At 38.6% G+C, this 22216-nt stretch carries 24 protein-coding genes and 2 tRNA genes; 14 read left to right on the top strand and 12 right to left on the bottom strand.

Annotation, left to right across the window (positions count from 1 at the left end):
• Nucleotides 1-12 precede the first annotated feature (12 nt).
• Entirely contained in the window at nucleotides 13-942 is a 930-nt protein-coding gene (locus tag I6F48_RS17900; protein WP_197119979.1) for a DMT family transporter, read from the top strand.
• A 37-nt stretch (nucleotides 943-979) separates the two neighbouring features.
• On the opposite strand, the gene I6F48_RS17895 is transcribed toward I6F48_RS17900, so the two are convergent.
• Nucleotides 980-1849 (bottom strand): diacylglycerol/lipid kinase family protein, encoded by an 870-nt coding sequence (locus I6F48_RS17895; protein WP_197119978.1) that lies wholly within the window; start codon nucleotides 1847-1849, stop codon nucleotides 980-982.
• 327 nt (nucleotides 1850-2176) lie between these two features.
• Between I6F48_RS17895 and I6F48_RS17890 the strand changes: the two genes are divergently transcribed.
• From I6F48_RS17890 to I6F48_RS17875, 4 genes are all read left to right on the top strand, one after another.
• Nucleotides 2177-2317 (top strand): hypothetical protein, encoded by a 141-nt coding sequence (locus tag I6F48_RS17890; protein ID WP_010554841.1) that lies wholly within the window; start codon nucleotides 2177-2179, stop codon nucleotides 2315-2317.
• A gap of 219 nt (nucleotides 2318-2536) precedes the next feature.
• Nucleotides 2537-2627 (top strand) — tRNA-Ser (locus I6F48_RS17885).
• A 52-nt stretch (nucleotides 2628-2679) separates the two neighbouring features.
• Nucleotides 2680-2772 (top strand) — tRNA-Ser (locus I6F48_RS17880).
• Between the two features lie 307 nt (nucleotides 2773-3079).
• Nucleotides 3080-3568, top strand: coding sequence for a DUF4124 domain-containing protein (locus I6F48_RS17875; protein WP_165739696.1), 489 nt, complete (start codon nucleotides 3080-3082; stop codon nucleotides 3566-3568).
• On the opposite strand, the gene I6F48_RS17870 is transcribed toward I6F48_RS17875, so the two are convergent.
• Both I6F48_RS17870 and I6F48_RS17865 read right to left on the bottom strand, forming a co-directional pair.
• The gene (locus tag I6F48_RS17870) at nucleotides 3552-4676 is read right to left on the bottom strand and encodes an aminotransferase class V-fold PLP-dependent enzyme (RefSeq protein WP_165739694.1); all 1125 of its coding nucleotides are present in this window, start codon (nucleotides 4674-4676) and stop codon (nucleotides 3552-3554) included. The genes I6F48_RS17875 and I6F48_RS17870 overlap by 17 nt on opposite strands.
• A 1-nt stretch (nucleotide 4677) precedes the next feature.
• Nucleotides 4678-5847, bottom strand: a complete 1170-nt coding sequence (locus tag I6F48_RS17865) for a PrnB family protein (protein ID WP_165739692.1) — start codon at nucleotides 5845-5847, stop codon at nucleotides 4678-4680.
• A gap of 136 nt (nucleotides 5848-5983) precedes the next feature.
• Between I6F48_RS17865 and I6F48_RS17860 the strand changes: the two genes are divergently transcribed.
• The 4 genes from I6F48_RS17860 to I6F48_RS17845 all read left to right on the top strand — a co-directional run bounded on the left by I6F48_RS17860 (nucleotide 5984) and on the right by I6F48_RS17845 (nucleotide 11768).
• Nucleotides 5984-6439 carry an Lrp/AsnC family transcriptional regulator gene (locus I6F48_RS17860; RefSeq protein ID WP_165739690.1) on the top strand — a complete coding sequence of 152 codons (456 nt, stop codon included), beginning with the start codon at nucleotides 5984-5986 and terminating at the stop codon, nucleotides 6437-6439.
• A gap of 72 nt (nucleotides 6440-6511) precedes the next feature.
• Entirely contained in the window at nucleotides 6512-9232 is a 2721-nt protein-coding gene (locus I6F48_RS17855; protein WP_197119977.1) for an ATP-binding protein, read from the top strand.
• Entirely contained in the window at nucleotides 9222-10622 is a 1401-nt protein-coding gene (locus I6F48_RS17850; protein ID WP_197119976.1) for an alpha/beta hydrolase, read from the top strand. Before I6F48_RS17855 ends, I6F48_RS17850 begins: the two co-directional genes overlap by 11 nt.
• 6 nt (nucleotides 10623-10628) lie before the next feature.
• Nucleotides 10629-11768 (top strand): GNAT family N-acetyltransferase, encoded by a 1140-nt coding sequence (locus I6F48_RS17845; RefSeq protein WP_165739684.1) that lies wholly within the window; start codon nucleotides 10629-10631, stop codon nucleotides 11766-11768.
• On the opposite strand, the gene I6F48_RS17840 is transcribed toward I6F48_RS17845, so the two are convergent.
• Nucleotides 11745-12335 carry a DUF938 domain-containing protein gene (locus I6F48_RS17840; RefSeq protein WP_197119975.1) on the bottom strand — a complete coding sequence of 197 codons (591 nt, stop codon included), beginning with the start codon at nucleotides 12333-12335 and terminating at the stop codon, nucleotides 11745-11747. The two genes, I6F48_RS17845 and I6F48_RS17840, sit on opposite strands and share 24 nt — an antisense overlap.
• 200 nt (nucleotides 12336-12535) lie before the next feature.
• On the opposite strand from I6F48_RS17840, the gene I6F48_RS17835 reads away from it, so the two are divergent.
• From I6F48_RS17835 to I6F48_RS17815, 5 genes are all read left to right on the top strand, one after another.
• On the top strand, nucleotides 12536-12721 hold the full coding sequence (locus I6F48_RS17835) for a hypothetical protein (protein ID WP_165739680.1): 186 nt from the start codon (nucleotides 12536-12538) through the stop codon (nucleotides 12719-12721).
• 101 nt (nucleotides 12722-12822) lie between these two features.
• The gene (locus I6F48_RS17830) at nucleotides 12823-13188 is read left to right on the top strand and encodes a hypothetical protein (RefSeq protein WP_231613042.1); all 366 of its coding nucleotides are present in this window, start codon (nucleotides 12823-12825) and stop codon (nucleotides 13186-13188) included.
• 11 nt (nucleotides 13189-13199) lie between these two features.
• Entirely contained in the window at nucleotides 13200-14576 is a 1377-nt protein-coding gene (locus tag I6F48_RS17825; protein ID WP_197119974.1) for a class II fumarate hydratase, read from the top strand.
• 109 nt (nucleotides 14577-14685) lie between these two features.
• Nucleotides 14686-15219 carry a hypothetical protein gene (locus I6F48_RS17820; RefSeq protein WP_165739677.1) on the top strand — a complete coding sequence of 178 codons (534 nt, stop codon included), beginning with the start codon at nucleotides 14686-14688 and terminating at the stop codon, nucleotides 15217-15219.
• 10 nt (nucleotides 15220-15229) lie between these two features.
• A complete protein-coding gene (locus tag I6F48_RS17815; RefSeq protein WP_165739675.1) occupies nucleotides 15230-15634 on the top strand; it encodes a hypothetical protein in 405 nt (134 codons plus the stop codon).
• A 19-nt stretch (nucleotides 15635-15653) separates the two neighbouring features.
• On the opposite strand, the gene I6F48_RS17810 is transcribed toward I6F48_RS17815, so the two are convergent.
• From I6F48_RS17810 to I6F48_RS17775, 8 genes are all read right to left on the bottom strand, one after another.
• Nucleotides 15654-15839, bottom strand: coding sequence for a hypothetical protein (locus I6F48_RS17810; protein ID WP_010554829.1), 186 nt, complete (start codon nucleotides 15837-15839; stop codon nucleotides 15654-15656).
• Between the two features lie 15 nt (nucleotides 15840-15854).
• On the bottom strand, nucleotides 15855-16181 hold the full coding sequence (locus I6F48_RS17805) for a hypothetical protein (protein WP_010554828.1): 327 nt from the start codon (nucleotides 16179-16181) through the stop codon (nucleotides 15855-15857).
• Nucleotides 16178-16816 (bottom strand): DUF4178 domain-containing protein, encoded by a 639-nt coding sequence (locus tag I6F48_RS17800; RefSeq protein WP_010554827.1) that lies wholly within the window; start codon nucleotides 16814-16816, stop codon nucleotides 16178-16180. The genes I6F48_RS17805 and I6F48_RS17800 overlap by 4 nt, the downstream gene beginning before the upstream one ends.
• Before the next feature lie 74 nt (nucleotides 16817-16890).
• The gene (locus I6F48_RS17795) at nucleotides 16891-17583 is read right to left on the bottom strand and encodes a PspA/IM30 family protein (protein ID WP_004335088.1); all 693 of its coding nucleotides are present in this window, start codon (nucleotides 17581-17583) and stop codon (nucleotides 16891-16893) included.
• Between the two features lie 24 nt (nucleotides 17584-17607).
• Nucleotides 17608-18021 carry a YjfI family protein gene (locus I6F48_RS17790; RefSeq protein WP_024592233.1) on the bottom strand — a complete coding sequence of 138 codons (414 nt, stop codon included), beginning with the start codon at nucleotides 18019-18021 and terminating at the stop codon, nucleotides 17608-17610.
• A 79-nt stretch (nucleotides 18022-18100) separates the two neighbouring features.
• A complete protein-coding gene (locus I6F48_RS17785; RefSeq protein ID WP_197119973.1) occupies nucleotides 18101-19822 on the bottom strand; it encodes a polyamine aminopropyltransferase in 1722 nt (573 codons plus the stop codon).
• Nucleotides 19823-19825: 3 nt separating this feature from the next.
• Complete coding sequence (locus I6F48_RS17780) at nucleotides 19826-20725, bottom strand: DUF350 domain-containing protein (RefSeq protein ID WP_197119972.1); 900 nt, start codon at nucleotides 20723-20725, stop codon at nucleotides 19826-19828.
• 26 nt (nucleotides 20726-20751) lie between these two features.
• Nucleotides 20752-21684 (bottom strand): hypothetical protein, encoded by a 933-nt coding sequence (locus tag I6F48_RS17775; RefSeq protein WP_007579759.1) that lies wholly within the window; start codon nucleotides 21682-21684, stop codon nucleotides 20752-20754.
• Between the last annotated feature and the right edge of the window lie 532 nt (nucleotides 21685-22216).

Raw genomic sequence — 22216 nt, 5'->3', positions numbered from 1 at the left:
TGAGGACTAACCATGAAAAGTGCAGCGTTATACATTACAACCGTTTTAATTTGGGGTTCTACTTGGTTAGCCATAGAATTTCAGTTAGGCGATATTGCAGTCGAGTTATCGTTATTTTATCGCTTTGCTATTGCAGCACTTTTAATGTGGTTGTATGTAGCGTACAAAAAACCCGACATGCGTTTCTCATTAGTCGATCATGGCTTTTTTGCTTTATTAGCTCTGTTTAACTTTGGTTTAAATTACTTAATGCTTTACTGGGCACAAAATCACCTCACCTCAGCCATGAGCTCTATTGCCTTTTCAATGCTGCTGGTTATGAACATAGTTAACACCCGATTATTTTTTGGTAAGCCAATCTCAAAGCGAATTTATACAGGTGCAGTACTCGCTGTATTAGGTATTACGTGTCTGTTTTGGCCACAGTTACAGCAGTTCGACTTGAGTAATGGTGCATTGGTCGGGTTACTACTTGCCCTTGGTGGCACCTTTGTGGCTTCATTAGGAAATATGGTAAGCGTTCGTAATTCTCGTAAACAAATTGGTGTATTGCAAGGCAATGCATGGGGCATGTTATACAGCGCTATAGGCTTGGCTTTATATGTATTAATGAACGATGTGCAATTTAGTTTAAACGCTCCACCAAGTTACTGGCTATCACTACTTTATCTATCAATATTTGGCACTGTAATCGCTTTTGGTTGCTACTTTGCTCTACTTAGAAATATAGGCCCTGAAAAAGCCAGCTACGTTATTGTTTTATTCCCACTAGTGGCAGTAACACTGAGTAGCTTTTTTGAAGGCTTTGAATGGCACGCAAATACCTTTGCAGGATTTAGCCTAGTGCTATTAGGTAACGCCATTGTGCTTACCCCAACAAAACGAATTAACGCCTTTTCAGCTAATAGAGCAATGGCTAAAAGTGGCTCCGTCCCCAGTTAGACGCGTTATTAACGCAACTAACGTAAAAGCGCCTACCCTACTGTAGGCGCTTTTTTATTGGCATATGAAAAAGTAAAGCCTGCCCATGTACACTAATAACGGCAGGAGTTTTATCTACCAGTTCACCATCTGCTTCAATCAATAACCCTTCAGTTTTTATGGAAGCTGTATTTAAGCGACTGTAGTTAAGGTTTTTTATATGCTGATGGCGCTTAAAAAACAACTTCATAAAGCTTATTACGTTATAAAAAAGCCCACCCGATCGCATTTGATAACACTCAAGCTTTCCATCTGTTAAATCAGCATTTGGCGCTATTTCTAAACCACCACCAAAAAATTTATGATTAGCAAATACGGTAATTAAATTTTGATACTGCCTAGCATTGTTATTAAATGTGCCGTGTAACTGCTGAGCTTGATAGTAAAATAACTCTTTTACGCTCACCCAACTGTAATCAAAAGATGAAAAACTAGCTTTAGCCTCAATTGCTTTAACTACATGGGCATCAAACCCTACCCCTGCAATATTAATAAAATAGCGGCTATTAATTTTTCCTATATCAATTGCTGTCGGTGTATTAAATAATGCCTTTCGCCAATCATCTTCTTTGCAGCCAAATCCCCTAGAGAAATCGTTACCTGTGCCGCAGGGCAACAACGCTAGCGAACAATTGCTCCCTATTAATGCATTAACCGCTAAGTTTAATGTGCCGTCTCCACCTAGTACGACTGCTTTGGTAAATTTACTCAGTAATAAGCTTATTTGAGCACAGTCATTCTCAAAGTTTCCTGTTGTAGTAAATATACAATAAGAGAAACTACGTTTTTTACAGATGCTTTTAAGCCACATTAGTGATTTTTCATTCTGTTTTTTTGTACTTGGTTTAATAATTATTAGTAGTGACAAGCTTTTGTTTCCAACAATGTATTTGAGAACGAATAAAAAAGAGTTTAATTGAGTTTTTTTAATCTGAATAACTAGTCAAAAAAGGTTGTGTAAAATGCATATAAATAAATAAAAACACACACAAATACCAGTATTGGTGAGAGTAACGCCGATTTTATTTTAACTATTTATGCAAAAACCATAATAAAAAACACTGAACCGCACGTTAATAAAATAAATAAGGATTAGTTTAACTAATCCGTCAGGCTCAATTTTTATCGTTGTCTTTTTAATCAAACAACGTGCAAAATGCACGCGATTTCAACATATACAACCCGGAGCAAAATAATGAAACCAATTAACACATTAAATCAAACAGCAGCAGCTCAAGTAGCAGTTAAACCAACTAACCGTAAAGCAAGAATGTTAGCTAGACTTAACACTATTGGTAAAAGACTAGCACTTAGCGGCGCAGCTCAATATAAATAATCACCCAACCATGATTATTTTTCGGTGCAGCGAACACTCAACCACTAAATGAAGTCACTTATTTAGCTCCCCCTTGTTTGCTGCAACCTATTTATTTTATTAAAAATTGCCTTAATTTCCCCTTATTTACAAAAAAAACCTCATTTACGTACGTTTTTTAGGCAAACAGTCATTTTGCTATTTACACAGCGGTATCACCTAAGTATTATTCTGCGTCACGGAGAGATGGCAGAGTGGTCGAATGCACCGGTCTTGAAAACCGGCATGGGTTTATAGCCCATCTAGGGTTCAAATCCCTATCTCTCCACCATATTTTAATTGGTGGCTTTTTTTACTTCCATCAATACAAACGGTTATGCGTTGGAGAGGTGTCCGAGTGGCCGAAGGAGCTCCCCTGCTAAGGGAGTATAGAGTTTGTAGCTCTATCGAGGGTTCGAATCCCTCCCTCTCCACCATACTTAATTTAAACCACTTGATTGTGGTTTTTTTGTGCCTAAAATTTAACACCAATACTAAATTGGGAGGGTGAGAACCCTCGACAGGGTTCGACAAAATGTCTGGAACATTTTGGGCCGCTGCAAGCGTCGCGCAGCGATTGATTACATGCAAGCAAGCAAGTCTATCCCTCCCTCTGGACCATACTTAATTTAAACCACTTAATTGTGGTTTTTTTGTGCCTAAAATTTATAAAAACTAAACAAATTGTGCCTAGTAATAACTTAGGGCATTATTAACACAACTTTAGCCACTTTAGGTTTAGCTATGATCCGGTTCATATTGCTATCAGTTTGCGCGGCAGCACCATTTTTTACCTTGGCACAAAGTACAACAGTGTATAAGTGTGTCATTAAGGGCGTTCCTACCTTTAGCCAAACGCCTTGCGCTAAAGATGCACAAGTTATTACTCTCAAAGATATAAACGTAATTGAAGCGTACAAAAGCTCTACGCCCGGTAAAGGTATTACCGACTCCTCTGTGGATGATTACTTAGAGGTTCAACAAATAGATCGTGAAATAAAACGCCTTGAGCTATCTATTGCACAAAGCCAAAAAGAATACGCTGCTAAAAAACAGCAGATAGATTACATGACTCAAGATAAAGCCAATCGTTTAGGCGCTTCGTCTATTGCTGATGCTATCGCAACTAAAACAAATGCGTTAAAGCAAACTTACGACGCATCAATCAATCAAACGCAGCAAAAAATAGAGTCATTAAAACAAAGAAAGCAGCAGCTTAGCCAAAATCCTTAAGCGCTTGTTTTACTATCGATATAAACCGCTCAACGTCTTCTCGGGTATTATAAATATGTGGCGATACTCGTATTCCAAATTTACGAAAATCTACACTGACTTTCGCTTTATCAAGCTCTGTAAGTACATATTCTTGCAGCCCGGCAAAAAACAAAATAACAGTCCCGCTGCATTTATCACTACTCATAGGTGATACAACATATTCGCTTAGCTGCTCATGAATAAGCGTAAGCATCGCTAAGTTATGCTCCCTTACCTTGTGAGCAGTTAGCTCTGCAAAGTAAGCAATGCTATTGGCGGCAATAATATAAGGCGCTACAGAAGGAGTGCCCCCCCAAAATTTGAGCGCACTGGCGTTATATTCAAAATGGTTAATATCGAACTCAAATGGATTTTGATGCGAAAACCAACCCACATCTTTAGGTTCACAATATGCTATTTGGTGTTTGTTAACCCACAAATATGCTGCACCTGGCCCCCCACATAGCCACTTAACGCTCGAGCCAATCATAAAGTCAGCATCGAGTATGCTTAAATCAAGCGGTATAACACCCGCAGACTGAGCAACGTCAACTATTGATAAACTCTTGGTTAATTTACTTATAGCTACAATATCGTATACAGGTGCCTGCACACCTGTATTTGAATATACGTGGCTTATAAAAACTAAATCGATATCGGCGGTTATATAACGCTGCCAAACACTAATATCACTTAGATTTTCGTGCTCAGGTATAAACATGACTTGCGCGCACTCTGGTAATGCTTTTTGCATTGCAAAACCCATACTCGGAAAATCACTTTGCGCCATAAGCACTTTACAATTTTTTTGCTGTAACCGTGGATGCGACATAAGCAGCTTTGTTAAGCCGCTTGATAAGTTAACCTGCGGGCAAAACTGCGAACCAGGCGTATTAAATAACTTACCAAGTGCGGTAGTAAACTGCTCAACTGCCGGCAGCCATTGCTGCCAAGGCTCTTTATTTGAGCTCTCCCACGGTAAAAAGTAGTGCTGGGCTAAATATTGCTGTGTATTTTTAAGAGGACGGCCAACTGAGTGATTTAATAAATAACAGCCATCGGCCATACAAAAATCATTTTTAAGCATACTATTTAACCCATTTTTTAAGTGTATTTAGATCGTCAAAACGTGTTTTTATATCGTCGCGTTTTGCACTGGCTCGCCTATCTCTTAATTTTTCGAGCGAATCAAGTAACACATGAAGCGGCGGACCGCTTGCTGTTACCTTGCTCATATGCTGCTGTTGCATATTCTTTGAGGGCTGAGCAATAAATTTTTCAACTAGTTGATTATGATGACCGACTGCGGTGTCGCCATGTAATTTGCACACTTGGATAAATAGCTTTGCGTGACTTTTAAACCAATTTGTATTTTTATATTGCTTCGCTTGTAAAAAGTCATCCATAAAGCTTTGCATACGCATGGCTTCTCGTAGTATTTGTTGATCCTCTGGCATCATATATAAAAACTTATCCACCAGCATTTGCGAGTAACTAGGCTCATTTGCACTACAAAGCCCTAGTAACATATCAATCACGTTAATACCTGCAAAGTCACCGGCATTAGCGCCTCTGTAAACCTCTTTACCTACACGATACGGTTTATAGTAAGGGCGAACACAGTTAAAAAAGCGATCTGTATCGAGCTCAGTATAAAGTGCATTATTTGAATCAATAACATCTATAAGCGCCTGTTTAGCTACTTTTAGTAACTCACCGCATAAAGGGTGTGAAATACCTAACGGCAATATTTTTAGTAAAGCATCACTTGCGCGTTTATAGGCCAAAATACCTTGGGTGTTGTAATCTATAAATAGCTTTTCATCGGGTAAATTAGTAAATCGTTTATAAATACCGTTAAGTGCTTTGTTATGAGTAGTTAAGTGGGCGGTAGCAAAACGAGGGGTTACGCCAATAGATGCGCCTATATGCATAGCAAGCGCTGAGGCTTCTATTAGTGGAGACGTGGTTTCTCTGCTTGGTTCGGTAATTTCATGGCGACGGCATGCAGCCATAAATAATCCGACGTTGCCAAGTAGGTCAAAAGCACTATCAAAGCCTTGATCTGTGTTTCCCTCGGCTAATAAATTACTAATTAATGCGTTGCCTTCTTTTTCTAATTGTTGCTTTAAGGCCTCGCCTATTCCTTCTACATTTGCTTTATCGGTTTGCTGCCAATAAAGCTGCTCTAATTCACTGTTTAAAGTGACAAACTCAGTTCGAATCCAGTGATCAAAAATAGCGGTATGTGTGTTCATTGTTGTGCTCTATTATTTTTATAGTTAAATGCTAACAGAGTTCAATGAGGGTAAAACGCCAAAAAAATTAGTAAAAACTGTAATACTTAGCAATAATCACTACAAATATAAAAATAATTAATAAAAGCCGACAACTATGTTAGATAAAAAAGATCAGCAATTACTTATCGCACTACAAAGCCAAGCTCGTATGTCGGTTTCAGATTTAGCCAGCAGCATTAACCTGTCAGATACACCTTGCCTAAGACGTATAAAAAAGTTAGAGCAAGAAAACATTATTACCGGCTACCACGCCGCCATAAACCCAAAAGCACTTAACCTTAATGTGTTGGTGTATGCGTTTGTACGATTAAGCCAAAACTCGGTAAGTGCTGCAGAGCAATTTGAGCAACATGTAGAAAAATTACCACATGTATTAGAGTGTTGTGTAATATCAGGAAGCTATGATTATTTATTAAAAATAATTGCACATGATCTTGAGAGCTACGAAACGTTTGTAAAACATCAACTAGGTGGTTTAAGTTGTATTGCAAATATAGAATCAACCGTTGTGTTAAAGCAGTCATTTAGCAAAAATCAGTTACCATTATAAAAATACCCTAAATAACTTACTGTTAGCTATACTGATATTTCAAAACGATAATAATAATTGCTTGGACCTTATGTGAAAAATTTTAACTCTAAAAATCACTCCATTATTTTTTACATCATGTTTGCTTTAGCATATTTTTTAGTGGGTATAGCACTCACTAAACTTGCTTTTAATTCGCAAATAATTCCAATTTGGTTACCTGCTGGTATTGCTCTGGTCGGTTGTTATATTTGGTGGTGGCGCTTTATCCCGCCTTTATTTGTAGCTGCAATTGCATTTAATTTAAATATTTTTGATAGTTCAGCTCATGAGCTAGTCCTGGTCGGTAACTCATTTAACGAAGCAATGTATATCGCCTTTGGTGTGGTTATACAGGCAATGGTGGGCGCTGCTTTACTAAAATTTTGGCTTGGTCACCCACTACGCTTTAAAAAGCGTAAAAACATAATTTACTTTATTCTCGTCATAGCCATATTAGTCAGTTTAATTTCGGCTAACTTTGGCGTGTTCGCTCTTAGTCAATTTAACTCGGTTTATAGCATTGATAATCATTGGAAAAATGTTGTTTATTGGTGGCTTGGCGATACATTAGGGGTATTAATTGCAACTCCGTTTTTACTTTCTTTACTACCACAAAAATCTAATCAACATAATATATCGGCGTTTCCAACAATTGCAGTATGCTCTATTTTATTTGTGTCTGTTGCGGTTACAACACAGCTATACGATCAAGAAAACCGTATAAGCACAATTAAAATCGCCGAACGTGAAGTTCACGTTATAGAAAATAGCCTTTATAGATATACAAATCGCAGTATTATTGCAGTACAAAGCCTAGCAAACCAGGTTCAATCATCATCAACATTAAGCCAGCAAGATTTTTATTCTTATGCTAGCCAATTACTAACCCAGCACGCATTTATTAATGCTTTATCGTGGAATGCAAAAATACCTCAAGATCAACGTGAGACCTTTGCCCAAGAAATATCAAATATTTACCATTTAGATGTTGATGTAGTAGGTGAGCCTCTTGAAAAAAATGATCCCCTCGTTATCATAAAATATATAGCCCCTTTCAATGGTAATCAAAAAGCAATTGGCTTTAATGTATTTTCAAATTCTGATAGGAAAAACTCCCTGCTTAACCCTGCTATAAAATATATGCCCGTAGGGACTAAGATAATTCAGCTAGTACAAACCAAACAACCTAAACCCGCTTATTTGTTATTTGCCCCTGTGTATTCTCAAAGTGACGATAAAGAAGTAATTAAAGGCTACGTCACGGGTATATTTTTAGTACGCAGTATTATTGAACAAGCAATTACTAAACAGCAGTCTGATATGTTTTCGATTGGTATATACGAAGATACAAACGCACCGCCGTTTTATAGTAATTACTCTCAAGATGTTCATCAGGCTAAAGGAAGTCGTTTGATGTCGTTTGATGTGAGCTTTGCAGGGCAAAAATGGATTGTAAAACTAGCACTTAAAGAAGGGTTTTTAGCACAACATAATAATCAACTAACGTTATTATTGCTCATACTTCAAGTTGCCGTATGTTCTTTAATTTTAATGGTTTTACTGCTGTTTAATCAGCAACAAATTGCACTTACACGTCAAGTTGCCGAGCGTACACACTCGCTTGCACAAGCAAAGCAGCAGTCAGATTTAGCTAACCAAGCTAAAAGCCAATTTTTAGCTAATATGAGCCACGAAATCCGTACACCTTTGAATGCTGTTATTGGGTTTTCTTCGCTTGCTCGCGAAACCGATAGCGCAAGTACGCTAATTGGTTACTTAGATAAAATAAACTCATCATCTAAAAGCTTATTAAACCTAATTAATGACATTCTTGATATATCAAAAATAGAATCTCAAAAGTTAGTTATTGAGTCTATTGCATTCGACCTAGGTGCTTTAATAGCACGTATAAACAATATGTTTGAACACAGCGCAACTAACAAAGGTATTAAGTGGCAAGTTAGCTCAAAACTACCTTTAGATATCTGGTTTATTGGCGATCCAATGCGAATTGAGCAGATATTGCTTAACTTGTGTAGTAACGCGATTAAATTTACAAACCAAGGCAGTGTTACTCTAAACATAGAAACAGAGTTTACCACTGCCAATAAAGTACAGCTTGTTATAACCGTTAGCGATACCGGCATAGGTATAGAACCGAGCCAACATAAAAAGTTATTTAACGCATTTACCCAAGCTGATAGCTCTACATCAAGACAATTTGGCGGTACAGGACTTGGCTTAACCATAGCAAAAGAGCTAAGCCAGCTAATGGGGGGAGAAATAACACTTAAAAGTGAAATAGATAAAGGCTCTACTTTTACATTTTCCATGCGATTAGAAACAACAGAGCCTAAAAAAGAGCATATTATTACATTTGATAATACTAATATTACTTCGCTCAGCATTTTAGTGGCAGAGGACAACCCGGTAAATCAAATGGTGATTAAAGCGATGCTTGGATCGTTAGGAATTGTGCCGTATATAGTAGAAAATGGCGAGCTGGCCGTTGATATAGTCAAAAAACAACATTTTGATTTAGTGCTTATGGATTGCCAAATGCCTGTAATGGATGGCTATAGAGCCACAGCATTGATCCGCCAGTTTAAAACCGAACAAGAACTTCCGATTATTGCTTTAACTGCCGACGTAATGCCAGAGGATAAAGCACATGCAAAAGCAGTTGGATTTAACCAACATCTTGCAAAACCGCTTGAACTCATTAAGCTAACCGAGTGTCTTGCTCAATATGCAGTAGTTAATGAACAATAATGGTTTAACTTTAAAAGTAGCTTTAAGAGTATTTTTAAGAGTATTTTTTGGTTTTGTTTTAAGTGTTTTTTCGCATATTGCAGTAGCTCAAAACTGTATATCGCAGGCGAGCGACTTTAGATTTATAACAAAAAGTAAGCAACAAGGCCTATTACGCTTTGAAAATGAGCACAACCACCAGCGCTTCAATTATCAAGGCCTTTTACCATTTAGCGATTACTTAGATTACGCATATAAACATATAAATAAAGCTAATCCCCGTGCAAATATGCCATGCCCCGTTATTACACAAACGTATCAGCAGTTAGTAATACAGGATACGCGAAAACCTGACCCTACTATTGCAGATATTATTGCCCCTTTTGAGCTCACGCACCCAAACAGCAACAAAGTTGCGTTATTAATCCACGGGCTTACTGACTCCCCCTTTACCTATCACGATTTAGCACAAGTGTATTATCAGCAAGGCTATACCGTGCGTACTATTTTATTACCAGGACATGGTAGCGCCGCAAGTGCTTTGCTCAATGTAGACGTTAGCCAATGGCAACAAGCAATAAAATACGGTATTGAACGCTCGGTGCAAGACTTTGATGAGGTGATACTCGCAGGTTACTCTACCGGTGCAGCGTTACTTATTGATTACGCAACCAGGCAAACTGTTTCAACTAAAATTAAAGCGCTTATGCTTTATTCGCCAGGCTCCGAGCCACATAATAAATACGGCTGGATAGCAAAATGGATTGACGCTATACCGTTTGTTAATTGGATAGATAAAGACGCCGATGTAGACTTTGCTAAGTATGAGTCTTTCCCTTTAAATGCGGCTGCGGCATCATACGGTGCAATGTCACTTGCAAGCATAAGTAACTTAAGCAAACGCCCTGCACTTAAATTACCTATTTTTAGTGTACTTAGTGATATTGATACGACAATAGATACGCGTGCCACACTAAAATTATTAAGTGCATTACACCAAGGTAATTCAGTCAAATATAAACCGCTCGATACTTTAGTACTTTATGGCAACACTGATATTTTACCGCCAGACTTTGCTAGTGACTACATAGTAAGTAATCCGCAATGCACAACACTGCAGTGTAAAAAAATTCACGGTATATCGCATATTGCGGTTGTTAACTCACCGCAAAATCCACATTATGGAATTAACGCAACTTATCGCAATTGTGGCAGCTTTATTAACGACGACTTACTGTATAAAACATGTAAAACAACTAAAAACCCACAACTAGGAGAGCGTACAAGCGCCAACTTAAAACACTATCCGGCTTTACAGCGCTTAACTTATAATCCTCATTTTGCCGAGCTTAAGATGCAAATTAGTACGTTTATTAAAAACGTAGAACAGCTTAGAACAACTACAAGGTAAGTAGTCATGGGAACGTTTTCGCACCAATGGTTTAGCAGTATTAATGAGATTGACCAGCCGCAGTGGCAACGTTTATTTGGTGATGAACCATTTACTCAACATGCTTTTTTATATGCCCTTGAACAAAGCCAATGCGTAACACAAAAAAGCGGTTGGCAGCCCCATCACCTCGCTATTTTTGAAGGTGATACACTCGTTGCACTTGCACCCGGGTATTTAAAAAGTCATTCATACGGCGAGTACGTATTTGACTGGGCATGGGCTGAGGCATACGAAAAACACGGTTTAGAATATTATCCCAAGTGGCTATCTGGTATTCCCTTTAGCCCTATTGAGGGTAAGCGCATTGCTATCGATCACATCAATCAAAATGCGGTGTATCAATACATTACAGAGCAACTGAGTATACACAGTGCTCAGCAAGGTTGGTCGGGATGGCATGTTAATTTTTGCGACCAAGCTCAAGCCACATCATTAACTGAGCAACACGCCATGTTAAGAGTGGGTGTGCAATTTCAGTGGTTTAATAAAGGTTATGAATCCTTTGACGACTTTTTGCAGATGCTTAGCTCGCGTAAACGCAGGTCACTTAAAAAAGAGCGAGCTAAAATAGCGCAGCAAAATATTGATATTGAATGGCTGCAAGGCACACAAATTACGCCCGAGATAATGCAATTGTTTTGTGAGTTTTATCAGCGTACGTATTTAAAACGATCTGGTCATTTAGGCTATTTAAATATGGAGTTTTTTACGCTTTTACATGCATTAATGGCCAATAACCTCGTTATTATGCTAGCCAAAAAAGACGATAACGTGATTGCTGCAACCCTTAGTTTAATTGGTGAAAATACGCTTTATGGGCGCTACTGGGGAGCAAGTGAAGAAGTAGACTCGCTACACTTTGAGCTGTGTTATTACCAAGGTATTGAGTTTGCAATAAAACATAAACTCAGCTGTTTTCATTCAGGTGCACAAGGTGAGCACAAAATAGCACGCGGATTCGAACCCGTACTTACCTATTCTGCTCACCATATTGTTGATGGCGACTTTAGTCATGCAATAAGCGACTACTTAAAGCGTGAACGCGGCCATATGGATATATATAAAGAGCAATGTAGCTCATTACTGCCGTTTAAAAACGAGTAGCTGATTATTTGCAGGCATGGCTGTATCGCTAATGAGCGTAAGCCCTGCTTGCTTAGCTAGTTGTTCAACTGCTTCAAAATCTCTTATTCCACTTAACGGATCGCGCTCTGTTAAAAAAGCACTAAAGTCATCATTACTTGGGCTGGTAAATTCACCTTGGTATTTGAATGGCCCATAAATACATAACATACCTTCGTTATTTAAATGACGTTTAACACCGTCAAAAAAACGTTCAACTAATTGCCAACTAACAATATGAAATGTATTTGCCGTATAAATAGCGTCAACCTTATCTACTGGCCACTCATTATTTAAATCAAGCTCAAGCGGCGCATGCAAATTAGTTAAATTAGCTTCGCGGTGCCATAAGTTAATCCCTTCGTGGTTTATAGCGCGATCACTTGTATGCCACTGCAAATGAGGCAATTGCTCTGCAAAAAACACACTATGTTGGCCGGTTCCTGAGCCAACTTCGAGCACTGTTTTAGTGTTTTTTAATACGGTTTTTAATTGCTTTAAAATAGGAGCTTTATTGTTTTCACACGCTTGTGAAAATGGCTTTGTCATTTCTGTGCACCAAAATTGTCGGTTAATGCACAACAGTAAAGCAAATTTGACTTATTTTGTCGTGTTCAAAAAATGATAATTTTTAAATTCTATAACTATCATGAGGTTGAATTTATTATTATGATTGGTATGTAATATGCTTTTATATAACTAACCCACTAAAGGGTTTAACTTATATTAAATTTTTAAAGGATAAAATTATGCATATACCCTCTTATACAGCTGTAGACGCAGCTGTTGCTATAACCGAAAAAACCACCGACGATCATAGTTACGCTGTTGATATGAGAGCTACAGTAATCGATTTACTTTCGCACCCTAAACATAATCAACAGGCGATGACCAAACATGAAACAGATCAGATATTTATTCTTGGCTACAATTAATACTCAAATTAGTATCGCAAATAATTTTTATAATAACTGTTTACACTGAAACCGATTAAATGTAATGATAACTATTATCGTTAACTTGAGTCGGTTTTTTTATGTCTTCAAATCATGCCCAGCATCGTTATCATCAAGAACTCTCTTGTCATTGCTTAAGACCTGGTCTGCATGCCCCCATGCTCGTTGCCGATTACATAGAAACCGCCCTTAACGTCGCAAAAAAATTTGAGCTGCAACGTAACCCTTTGCTTCAAGAGTTTTATCTTAGGCGCACACACCATGAAATTATGAACAAAATGTGCGACCCTCTTATACATAATGCTATTCGTAAACAATGTTTAGAGCAGTTATACAAACCATTATTAGCATTAAAACGATTTTATAAAGTGCACAATAATACTGCACAATTTTTAATACTTGAGCGCGAAGCGCGTATTCTTAGCCACGAATTCAACCCTTTTTAAGGAGCACACTTATGAGCAACTTTAGAACAGAATCAGACAGTATGGGCGAGCTACAAGTACCTAATGATGCGCTCTATCAGGCGCAAACACAGCGAGCGGTTAATAACTTTGCCATTAGTGGCTTACCTATGCCAAAGCAATTTATAACTGCACTGGCTTATATAAAACAAGCCGCAGCACAAAGTAACTTTGATCTTGGGCATTTAAGCAAAGCTAAAGCCAATGCTATTGAGCAAGCTTGCCAAAGTATTATTGATGGCGAACACATTGAGCACTTCCCCGTTGATATTTTTCAAACAGGCTCGGGCACAAGCTCAAATATGAATGCCAACGAAGTTATTGCAACGCTTGCTAGTCGATTAGGTAATGAGAGTATTCATCCTAATGATGATGTAAACATGGGGCAAAGCTCTAACGATGTAGTCCCTACTGCTATCGCACTCAGTAGTGCAATAAATGTAGTGTATGAATTACTTCCTTCGCTTGAAAACTTATCGCAAAACCTAGAGAAGAAAAAAGCTGAAGTTGGCCATATAGTTAAAACAGGCCGTACACATTTAATGGATGCAATGCCTGTTACGTTTGATCAAACACTCAGTGCATGGCAGTCACAAGTCAATCATGCAGCAGCAGGAATTAGACATAGCTTAGAGCGTGTATGCGAGCTTGCACAAGGCGGCACTGCCGTAGGAACAGGTATTAATGCAGACCCTAAATTTGCAGCAAAATTTGCAGAAAACCTGAGTGCTAATGTAGGTATTAGATTTACGCCTAGTAGTAACTTTTTTTACAATATAGGTTCACAAGACGCCATCGTCGCACTTTCTGGGCAATTAAAAGTACTCGCTGTTGCACAAATGAAAATAGCCAACGACCTACGCTGGATGAACTCAGGACCACTTGCAGGCTTAGGTGAAATAGAGCTTGAAGCGCTTCAACCAGGCTCATCTATTATGCCTGGCAAAGTAAACCCGGTTATACCAGAAGCCGCCGCAATGGTAAGTGCACAAGTAATAGGTAACGACGCCACTATAACGGTAGCCGGCCAGGCGGGTAATTTTGAGCTGAATGTAATGCTGCCAGTCATTGCGTATAATATATTGCAAAGCATAGAATTACTTGCAAATAGCGCGCAAGCACTGGGCGATAAAGCGATTGCCAGTTTTAAGGTGAATCAGCCAAATATAGATAAAGCACTCGCTAAAAATCCAATTTTGGTAACTGCGCTTAATCCGGTGATCGGTTATGAAAAAGCAGCAAAAATAGCAAAGCAGGCTTATAAAGAAGCTCGCCCAATTATTGATGTAGCTGAGCAGGAAACTGATTTACCGCGCGAAGAACTCGAAAAATTACTTAATCCAACCAAGCTAACGCAGGGTGGACTTTAATAAACAATATTTTTCACGTCTTTAATTACTTGATAATATAGTTTTTATTGCCGTAAAAAATGCACCGTGTATGATAGTGATGAATATTTCATCACTATCAAGGTTTTTTATGCGTACCCCATTATTAGCCATACTTTTACCACTTTGTTTAACTGCATGCTTAGATAAAGCACCCACTGAAACACAGCAAGCAACAATCGCCTCAGAGGCTGAAGCACCTAAGCAAGAGCTACAAAAGCTAAAAGAGAACACTCAATTACAAGAAAATACTAAAAAGAACGTAGTTGCTGAAAAAATACCAAAAGCTGATTTAAAAAACGTTTCAATAGACGATATAAAAGCAGCCAAAACTGAATTAAATACACTAATTACAGATAAGCAATGTGATACCAGCACTCAATGTAGAGTAAATGCAGTAGGTAGTCGCGCATGTGGCGGGCCAAGCAGCTTTGTCGTGTATTCAACAAACACTGCGTCTGAGGAGCAAGTAACAGCCCTTAGCGACAAAATCACAAAGCTTGAAAGTAGCTATAATTCACAAAAAGGGATTATGAGTATTTGTCAGCATTTAACAACGCCAAGCACGCAGTGTGTTGAAAATAAATGTGTTAAACTTGAAGGCTCAGCGGTAAGTGCATTTTAAGGATAACGTTATGAGTTGTTTACCATCAACAGTTAAACTGTCAATTATAAGCATTGCTAGCAGCATTTTGTTACTAAGTGGCTGTGCTAGCACTGTGACGTCAGGTAATGAACAAAGTAAAAACTTGTCTGACTTGAACTATGATCTGAATAACATGGTGAGTAATAATAGCTGCACCGCTAGCTTTCAGTGCAAAGTCCTTGAAGTTGGCGCCCGCGCATGCGGTGGACCGAGTAAATACGCGGTTTATTCAACGCTAAACACCTCTCAAGAAGAAGCGGAACAGCTTGCTCAACAAATAACAAAACAAGAAAACATACAAAATAAAGCACAAGGCTTAACTGATTGTTCTCCAGTACTTGAAGTGCAATCGCTGTGTATTAATCAGCAGTGCCAGTCGTTTGATATAAAATAAATCAAACTTAACCTCAGCGTTAACTTAGATACGGAATTAACGCTGAAATTACTACCACCAGTACCACGCAAACACCCGCTTTAATAATGTATTTCATGGGCATTGTTTTAAGCACCCAATACGCATAAATAAAGCGTACAAAATAACTCGCCGCAGTACCAAACAACGCAAAAATAATTAAGTAAGCAATTAAAATAATATTCATAAAAACCTAATTAAATTATTTCACTTTTTTATTTTTAGTGTGAGCTATTAATAAATCAGCTACTTGTTGCTTTACGGCTCGCTTATCATCGCTTTGTACATCAAAGCGACTGGCTAGTTGCGCTATTTCATCATCATTTAAGTTAAACGATAAACGTTGACGCGTTTTTTTAGACTTTACGTCTAAACCAAGTATTTTTCGGATCATATCTGACGGCGTTAGCTCTTGATCAATTGCCTGCTTTTTTATCAGCTTTTGAACTTCGCTGCTTAGATCAAATGCCATTTGTGTGGCACGTACAGCTTGTTCCTGACGTAACCACTTGTCTTTAGCATCACTCACTTAGCATCTCCGGGAAACAAGTCTACAATATCTGACATTGGACGCATAAGCGTTAGCGATACTTCGGTTTCGCCGCCATCCCAAATTTCGATATTTAAACCAAAGCCTTCATTATCTGACGCTAAGCAAATCATTTCACATGGCTCGCCACCTTCTTGCTCATAGCGAGGTAATGCTTGGTTGCGGTAGTCTTTATTATGGAAATAACACACATAAGGCGACTCGCTTTGTTGATAGCTTTTAGCTAAAAACTGCATAAAGCGCTCTGGTGTATTTTGCACTGTAATGTGGGTTAACGACTCTTCATCAAAAATACGCGCAAACTCATCAAGGCTAAATATCTCTTCAACTTCGTTTCGCTGAATTTTAATAGAAAAGTTAGCCCACTCTTCGCCATCATCTTGCTCAATTTGTAAAAATACAACTTGGCCGCTATTTGTCTCAAGTACAAATTCAGTATCGCTACTGTGCTGATATTGGTAAGTCTGAATATCAGTAACACGTAACGTTTCACCCTTTAACCATGCAGGATAGGCAAATGAATCAATAACGCTAAACATGTCGCCTTTTTTAAGATCGCTCGGATGATTAAGTTGACGTTCTGGCTCTTTTTTAGATTTGAAAAAATTAAACATAGGAAGGCTGCCTTCTAAGCAAAAAAGGTAACTGAGAAAAACTCGGTTACCTTTTTAAAGTATAAACGTAATAGTTAGCTATTTTGCTTCGCTTTGATGCGAGCTAAAATATCAGCGCTTTTTGGACTTGTGTCGCCAATGCCTGCTTCAGCCATTTTTGCTTTTAAGTCATCGCCATTTACGTCTGACTCAAGTTGCTTTGCAGCACCAAGCTGGTCACTTCGATCTTGTTGGCGCTGTTTAATGCGTTCAAGCGATTGACGAGCCGATGTCATAGACGAGCTGTTTGTATTAAGTGTGCTGTTAACAGCCATTGTTGCTTGCTGTACGCTTTCAGTGGTTTTAACCATTGTAAGCTGACGCTGATTCTCTTTGATCGATTTTTCAGCATCTTTAACTTGCTGCTTAAGCGCAACAATGTGATTGCTAAAGCCAGACAACACTTGCTCGTTTTCAGCTTTTTCAGCTTCAAAGTCACCAATTTTTTCTGCAATTTCTAATGCTAATGCTTCGTTGCCCTTTTCAAGAGCTTGGCCTGCATACGCTTCATGTTCAGCGATTGATGCATCTACAGCGCTAATTTTACGCTTAGTTTGCATTTCTTTGGCCATTACTTCAGTAAGGCTTTTTTTAGCTCGGTGAAGTGCATTTTGCGCGTCTGCAATTTCTTGCTCAAAAATACGGATGCCATTTTTGTCTACAATTGCTTCGCCTGCTTCACGGGCGCCGCCACGTACTGCTGTAAATAATTTTTTTAAAATACTCATAATCTTAACTCCACTAACTAGCTATTAATCGTTTAAATACAAGGTCACGGCTTCTAGTGCATCGATAGCGTTATCGGCTAATGTCACTAGTTCGTGGGTAACGTCATCTAATGATGAATTTACCGACAGTGCACCAAAAATCGCGTATTTGTTATCGATTTTAGCAAATGCACTCAGTGGAATTGGCACGTTTAAACGTAATAATGTTTCGTTTAATTCGTCGCGTAATTCACTTTTAACTTCATCTTCGTCAAACAAGTAGCTAATACATAATAACTGCTCTTGCGTTTGCGTAACAAAAATTGGAAGTTCATCATTTCCATCAACAATGACTTGTAAAACATCTTGCTCGCCAGGGTTGGCAATCAAGAAAGACTCAAAGTTAGCGCCTTCGGTTTCACAAGAAGCTAATTTTATTGAAAGTTCATTTAATTCCATGTCTCTGCCTTTTGTCGTTTGACATATTATGTCTGAGTTAAGATTCTCATGGCTGACATATTATGTCAACCATGTTTTATTAGTTTTTATACAATTCGCTTTCTATTTGCCATGCAGTTCGATAGTAATCATACAACTGACCAGATCCTAACCTATTGACCTCAATACTTTTAACTTGTTCAAAGTAGTGGTTAGGAAATACAAAACTTGCCAATAAATATTCTTTACTAATCCACCTTGATGGCACAGGCATAGCCGTCGTATCATTAATACGACCACTGGCCGACTGCCCCATTTTAGTCGCTATAGTCCAGCCCCACTGCCCAAACGAAGGTATGTTTTGCTGATACTGCTCAACATACTCAAACCCAGCCGCTTTAACTGTTTTTGCAATGCTTAAAAACGCTTTTTTAGCGTGATAAGGTGAGGTTGATTGAACCGCCATTGCGCCATCCGGTGCTAATAACTGCCGTACATGATTATAAAAGTAGTCACTGTACATTTTATTTAGATCAGGATGATTAGGGTCAGGTAAATCAATTAAAATAGTGTCGAACTGCTTAGATTGGTCAAGTAGCTTTTCAACTTCTAAAAATGCATCACCCACAATTATGTCGGCTCGCGAGTCATGCATCGATTTATTGTTTAGTTGTAGTAATCGCTTATTGATGTGCTCTGGCGGCGTAAAGTCACCGTCTTTATGACCAAATAAATTGAGTAGTTGCGCGTCTAAATCTATTAGCGTTACTTCACTTACAGGCCACTTTAAAACATCTCTAAGTGCAAGCCCGTCACCACCACCAATTATTAATACACGGTCGTGTCTGTTAGAGGCAAGCATTGCAGGGTAAACCAGCATTGAATGATATATTTGCTCATCAATACTTGAGAACTGTAAACGCCCATTTAAATATAAATCAGTAATTGGCTGAGGTTGGTTTTTGCTTAATCTTTCGGTTAAAACTACGTGTTGGTATTTGGTTGCTTGCGAATAAATTACTTTATCTTTGTATAAAACATTACTTAAATTGTTCATCCAGCTACTGCCAAATACTAAAATAAAGCCAAACAATGCCAGTAATACTATATGGCAAACTAAAAGTGCCTTAGCAAAGCGCACATGGGTATGGTAGCGCCATAAAAACGCGAGCCCCGCAATGATATTAAATAACGCCGTCCACGCTGCAGCTTGCATTATAGGCATTGAGAGCATGATACTTACCCAAATGGCGGCACCAATACCAGCACCAATATAATCGGCACCATAAATAGTCCCTGCGTTGTTTTCTAAAAAACGGCCATAAACATGCTGACGAATGCGCGCTATAAGCGGTATTTCCATACCAATAAATAAGCCCAGTATTAAACCAAAAACATAAGGTAGAAAACGTGACCACTCTTGTAGCTTTTGAAATACGTAACCATTAAGCACAACATCAGGGGGTAAATTAAAAATGCTCGAAAATAAATGAGGAAGAGAATAACTAACTGCTATTACACCCGCTATCGCTAAAATGCAGCCCATGCCAACCAAAGCAATAATGCTTTCTAGCCAAGCAAAAGCGGTAAATGCATCTTTAAACCAACGCGCTAAAAAAGCGCCTAAGCCCATTGCTACAATCATAGTGCCGATCATGGCGTAAATAGCGCTCTCTACTGAGCCAAGTACACGGCCCGCATAATGAGACAGTAAGTATTCATAAATAAGGCCGCACCCAGCAAGCACGGCCATAACAGTAATAAGTAGTATATCGTGCCCAAGTAAGCGAGACTTACTTGGGCTAGTTGTGGTTGATGACACTGATTATGCGCCTAGTAATGTTGCCATAGTGATACCTACAGCAAATGATACTGCTGCAGAAATAGTAGCTACACCTACATTTTTTTGACGATTAACTTCATCGGAAATATCGCAACCAGATAAAATTATTTTAATTGTCACTAAGTGCAAAATAATAAATGCAACAAGGCTCACTACTGCGCTAATAGCCCAGTATAGTAAACTCGCATTAATATTATCAGCCGCGTAAGGTGCAACACCCGTTGCTGCTGTAATAGCTAATGCACTACCGACTAAAAATCCAGCGTAACGAATACCCACAGCTAAGTTACCATCAACAATTGCTTGTTGTAGGCAGTCGCCACTTTTATTTGTACGTTTAAATAACTGCACTCGGTACTGGCTAACAAGTAGTAATACAATACTACCTATAATAAAGGCGGCAATTACAATTGGAAGACCATGCCAGCCGTCAGTAGCCACCCATAAAAGAGCTGAGCGAATAACGATAGCAACACTGACAACATGGCCAAAATCAATTATTGAAGCTGTAACGTTACCTTTAACGATTTCGTCGTGCAGGCTTACTTTACGAAGAGCTACTTTATCTTGAAAAAAGTGACCCAACTTAATAAGTACAATTGCTAATGCGCCATAAGCTAACATTTGTAGTGCTTCTTGTTGCAGTGTTGCAGCAAAAGCTCCGCTACTTACACCCGTTAATACAATCGCCAGTGCCACTAAGCCAGCGGCAAAGCTAATACCAAAAGCAAAGTTATCACGCTCTGTTATTTCATCATTTGCATGTAAGTTTGAAACCCAGCCTTTTATATATTTAAGGCTTACAAATAATAAAACAATAATTGCAAAATCAATCGCCAGCGCTTGCAGTGACCACATAGTTATTCCATTAAATTCATACATATTATTCTAACTCCAACTTTATTCTTTTACTTACCACGGCTCACGCCACGAGAGGTTCTGCTACCGCTATCACGCACCGATCCTGAGCTATTGCTATAACTGCTCGAACGAGAATAACTACTGCGGCTTTTTGCTGGCGTATAACTACTACGGCTTAAACCTGATGCACCTGTTTTTTTACTCGCATAAGGGCTTGTAAACTGCTTACCTTGGCGTTGGTATGTTTGGCGCGTGCGTGTTTCTAAAGCGCTTTGGGTTTTAATTTGTTTAGGGCTTGAATAACGCGAGCGGCCATAGTCATTGTAATAGCTATACTTTCGGCGCTTACTCCAGCTTCCATATTCAACACGATCAAATACATCACCTAAAATACGGTACATTCCGTACCATTGCCAAAAGCTAATACCGTTACTATTTGATTGCCAGTTACCATAGTTAGGGTTACCTACCATTTGGTTACCAACACCCTCACCTTCAGCTTGCTTACTAATTGCGCCTACACGCGCTAAAGTGCCTTTCGACATATCTGCTAGCATATTGATAGGATCGGTTAACGCATCAGAAAATAGCGTAGGTTTAGATGCATCACGCAACAAATCAATGCTATGTAACGTATCTTCGTAAGGAGGAATTAAGTAAGTTCCTTTAATATCTTTAAGTCGCTGTGTTAAGCCACTATAAAGTGCGCCTTGGCGCGTTGCATCAAGGGTAATTACATCAACAACTTTTGTAAGCTCTGGTTGTTGTTTTTTAAGAAGCTCGCCATATTCTTTAAGTAACACAGCATTGCGTACACTTCCATTATCGAGTGCAGTACCAAGCTGAGACAGCTCCGTATCTACCTTTTTAATAGACTCTTGAATTGTTTGTTGCAGCTGCTCTTCTTTCGATTGACAACCCATAAGCACTGCGAACAAACAAAACAGGCTTATAAGTTTCCAAGCTTTAATATTCGACATTCATGTCACCTGATTTACTAAATTAACGCAGGTAGTTTTACACAGGTCACTTATTAAACCAAGAATGAAATTGCAACAAAGTGAGAAGAAGCAGCTAGTTTTTAAATCAGACTGTGATTTAGTGAAGATATTGAGTCGTATCGTGAGGTTAGAATTGAAGTAGAAGCTTTATAATATCAATCTGCTTATATATGGGGTCTATTTAACGTTAAGAAAATTACGCTAGAACTAGGCAAAAGTTTTTGTATCTAGTTGTTCTAAATAAAAATTTTTAACGACGTTATAGTGCAATTTAATTCGTTAAATTGATTAAAGATTTATGCAGGTTGGTATAAGGGTACTTTCGATGCTTTCAGCGTCGGGAGTCGCTTCGCTCGCCCGACCTACGTGATGGGTATTGGATGAGAGTGCATTAATTGCACGTATTTTACTTTTCTGCAGACGTAAAAAAGCCCGAATCGTTAGATTCGGGCTTTCTACAATTTGAAGCCTGGTAATGTCCTACTTTCACATAGCAAATGCTACACTATCA

Source organism: Pseudoalteromonas sp. SWYJ118, from assembly GCF_015864505.1.
Taxonomy (GTDB): domain Bacteria; phylum Pseudomonadota; class Gammaproteobacteria; order Enterobacterales; family Alteromonadaceae; genus Pseudoalteromonas; species Pseudoalteromonas arctica.
Note: the sequence above shows the minus strand (reverse complement) of the source record. Positions and strands in the feature narration are given on the sequence as shown.

Excerpts from the sequence above, each read along its gene's own strand:
- I6F48_RS17900 (WP_197119979.1), top strand. The coding sequence starts at position 13 with ATGAAAAGTGCAGCGTTATACATTACAACCGTTTTAATTTGGGGTTCT.
- I6F48_RS17890 (WP_010554841.1), top strand. The coding sequence starts at position 2,177 with ATGAAACCAATTAACACATTAAATCAAACAGCAGCAGCTCAAGTAGCA.
- I6F48_RS17875 (WP_165739696.1), top strand. The coding sequence starts at position 3,080 with ATGATCCGGTTCATATTGCTATCAGTTTGCGCGGCAGCACCATTTTTT.
- I6F48_RS17870 (WP_165739694.1), bottom strand. The coding sequence starts at position 4,676 with ATGCTTAAAAATGATTTTTGTATGGCCGATGGCTGTTATTTATTAAAT.
- I6F48_RS17865 (WP_165739692.1), bottom strand. The coding sequence starts at position 5,847 with ATGAACACACATACCGCTATTTTTGATCACTGGATTCGAACTGAGTTT.
- I6F48_RS17860 (WP_165739690.1), top strand. The coding sequence starts at position 5,984 with ATGTTAGATAAAAAAGATCAGCAATTACTTATCGCACTACAAAGCCAA.
- I6F48_RS17850 (WP_197119976.1), top strand. The coding sequence starts at position 9,222 with ATGAACAATAATGGTTTAACTTTAAAAGTAGCTTTAAGAGTATTTTTA.
- I6F48_RS17845 (WP_165739684.1), top strand. The coding sequence starts at position 10,629 with ATGGGAACGTTTTCGCACCAATGGTTTAGCAGTATTAATGAGATTGAC.
- I6F48_RS17840 (WP_197119975.1), bottom strand. The coding sequence starts at position 12,335 with ATGACAAAGCCATTTTCACAAGCGTGTGAAAACAATAAAGCTCCTATT.
- I6F48_RS17835 (WP_165739680.1), top strand. The coding sequence starts at position 12,536 with ATGCATATACCCTCTTATACAGCTGTAGACGCAGCTGTTGCTATAACC.
- I6F48_RS17830 (WP_231613042.1), top strand. The coding sequence starts at position 12,823 with ATGTCTTCAAATCATGCCCAGCATCGTTATCATCAAGAACTCTCTTGT.
- I6F48_RS17825 (WP_197119974.1), top strand. The coding sequence starts at position 13,200 with ATGAGCAACTTTAGAACAGAATCAGACAGTATGGGCGAGCTACAAGTA.
- I6F48_RS17820 (WP_165739677.1), top strand. The coding sequence starts at position 14,686 with ATGCGTACCCCATTATTAGCCATACTTTTACCACTTTGTTTAACTGCA.
- I6F48_RS17815 (WP_165739675.1), top strand. The coding sequence starts at position 15,230 with ATGAGTTGTTTACCATCAACAGTTAAACTGTCAATTATAAGCATTGCT.
- I6F48_RS17810 (WP_010554829.1), bottom strand. The coding sequence starts at position 15,839 with ATGAATATTATTTTAATTGCTTACTTAATTATTTTTGCGTTGTTTGGT.
- I6F48_RS17800 (WP_010554827.1), bottom strand. The coding sequence starts at position 16,816 with ATGTTTAATTTTTTCAAATCTAAAAAAGAGCCAGAACGTCAACTTAAT.
- I6F48_RS17795 (WP_004335088.1), bottom strand. The coding sequence starts at position 17,583 with ATGAGTATTTTAAAAAAATTATTTACAGCAGTACGTGGCGGCGCCCGT.
- I6F48_RS17790 (WP_024592233.1), bottom strand. The coding sequence starts at position 18,021 with ATGGAATTAAATGAACTTTCAATAAAATTAGCTTCTTGTGAAACCGAA.
- I6F48_RS17780 (WP_197119972.1), bottom strand. The coding sequence starts at position 20,725 with ATGTATGAATTTAATGGAATAACTATGTGGTCACTGCAAGCGCTGGCG.
- I6F48_RS17775 (WP_007579759.1), bottom strand. The coding sequence starts at position 21,684 with ATGTCGAATATTAAAGCTTGGAAACTTATAAGCCTGTTTTGTTTGTTC.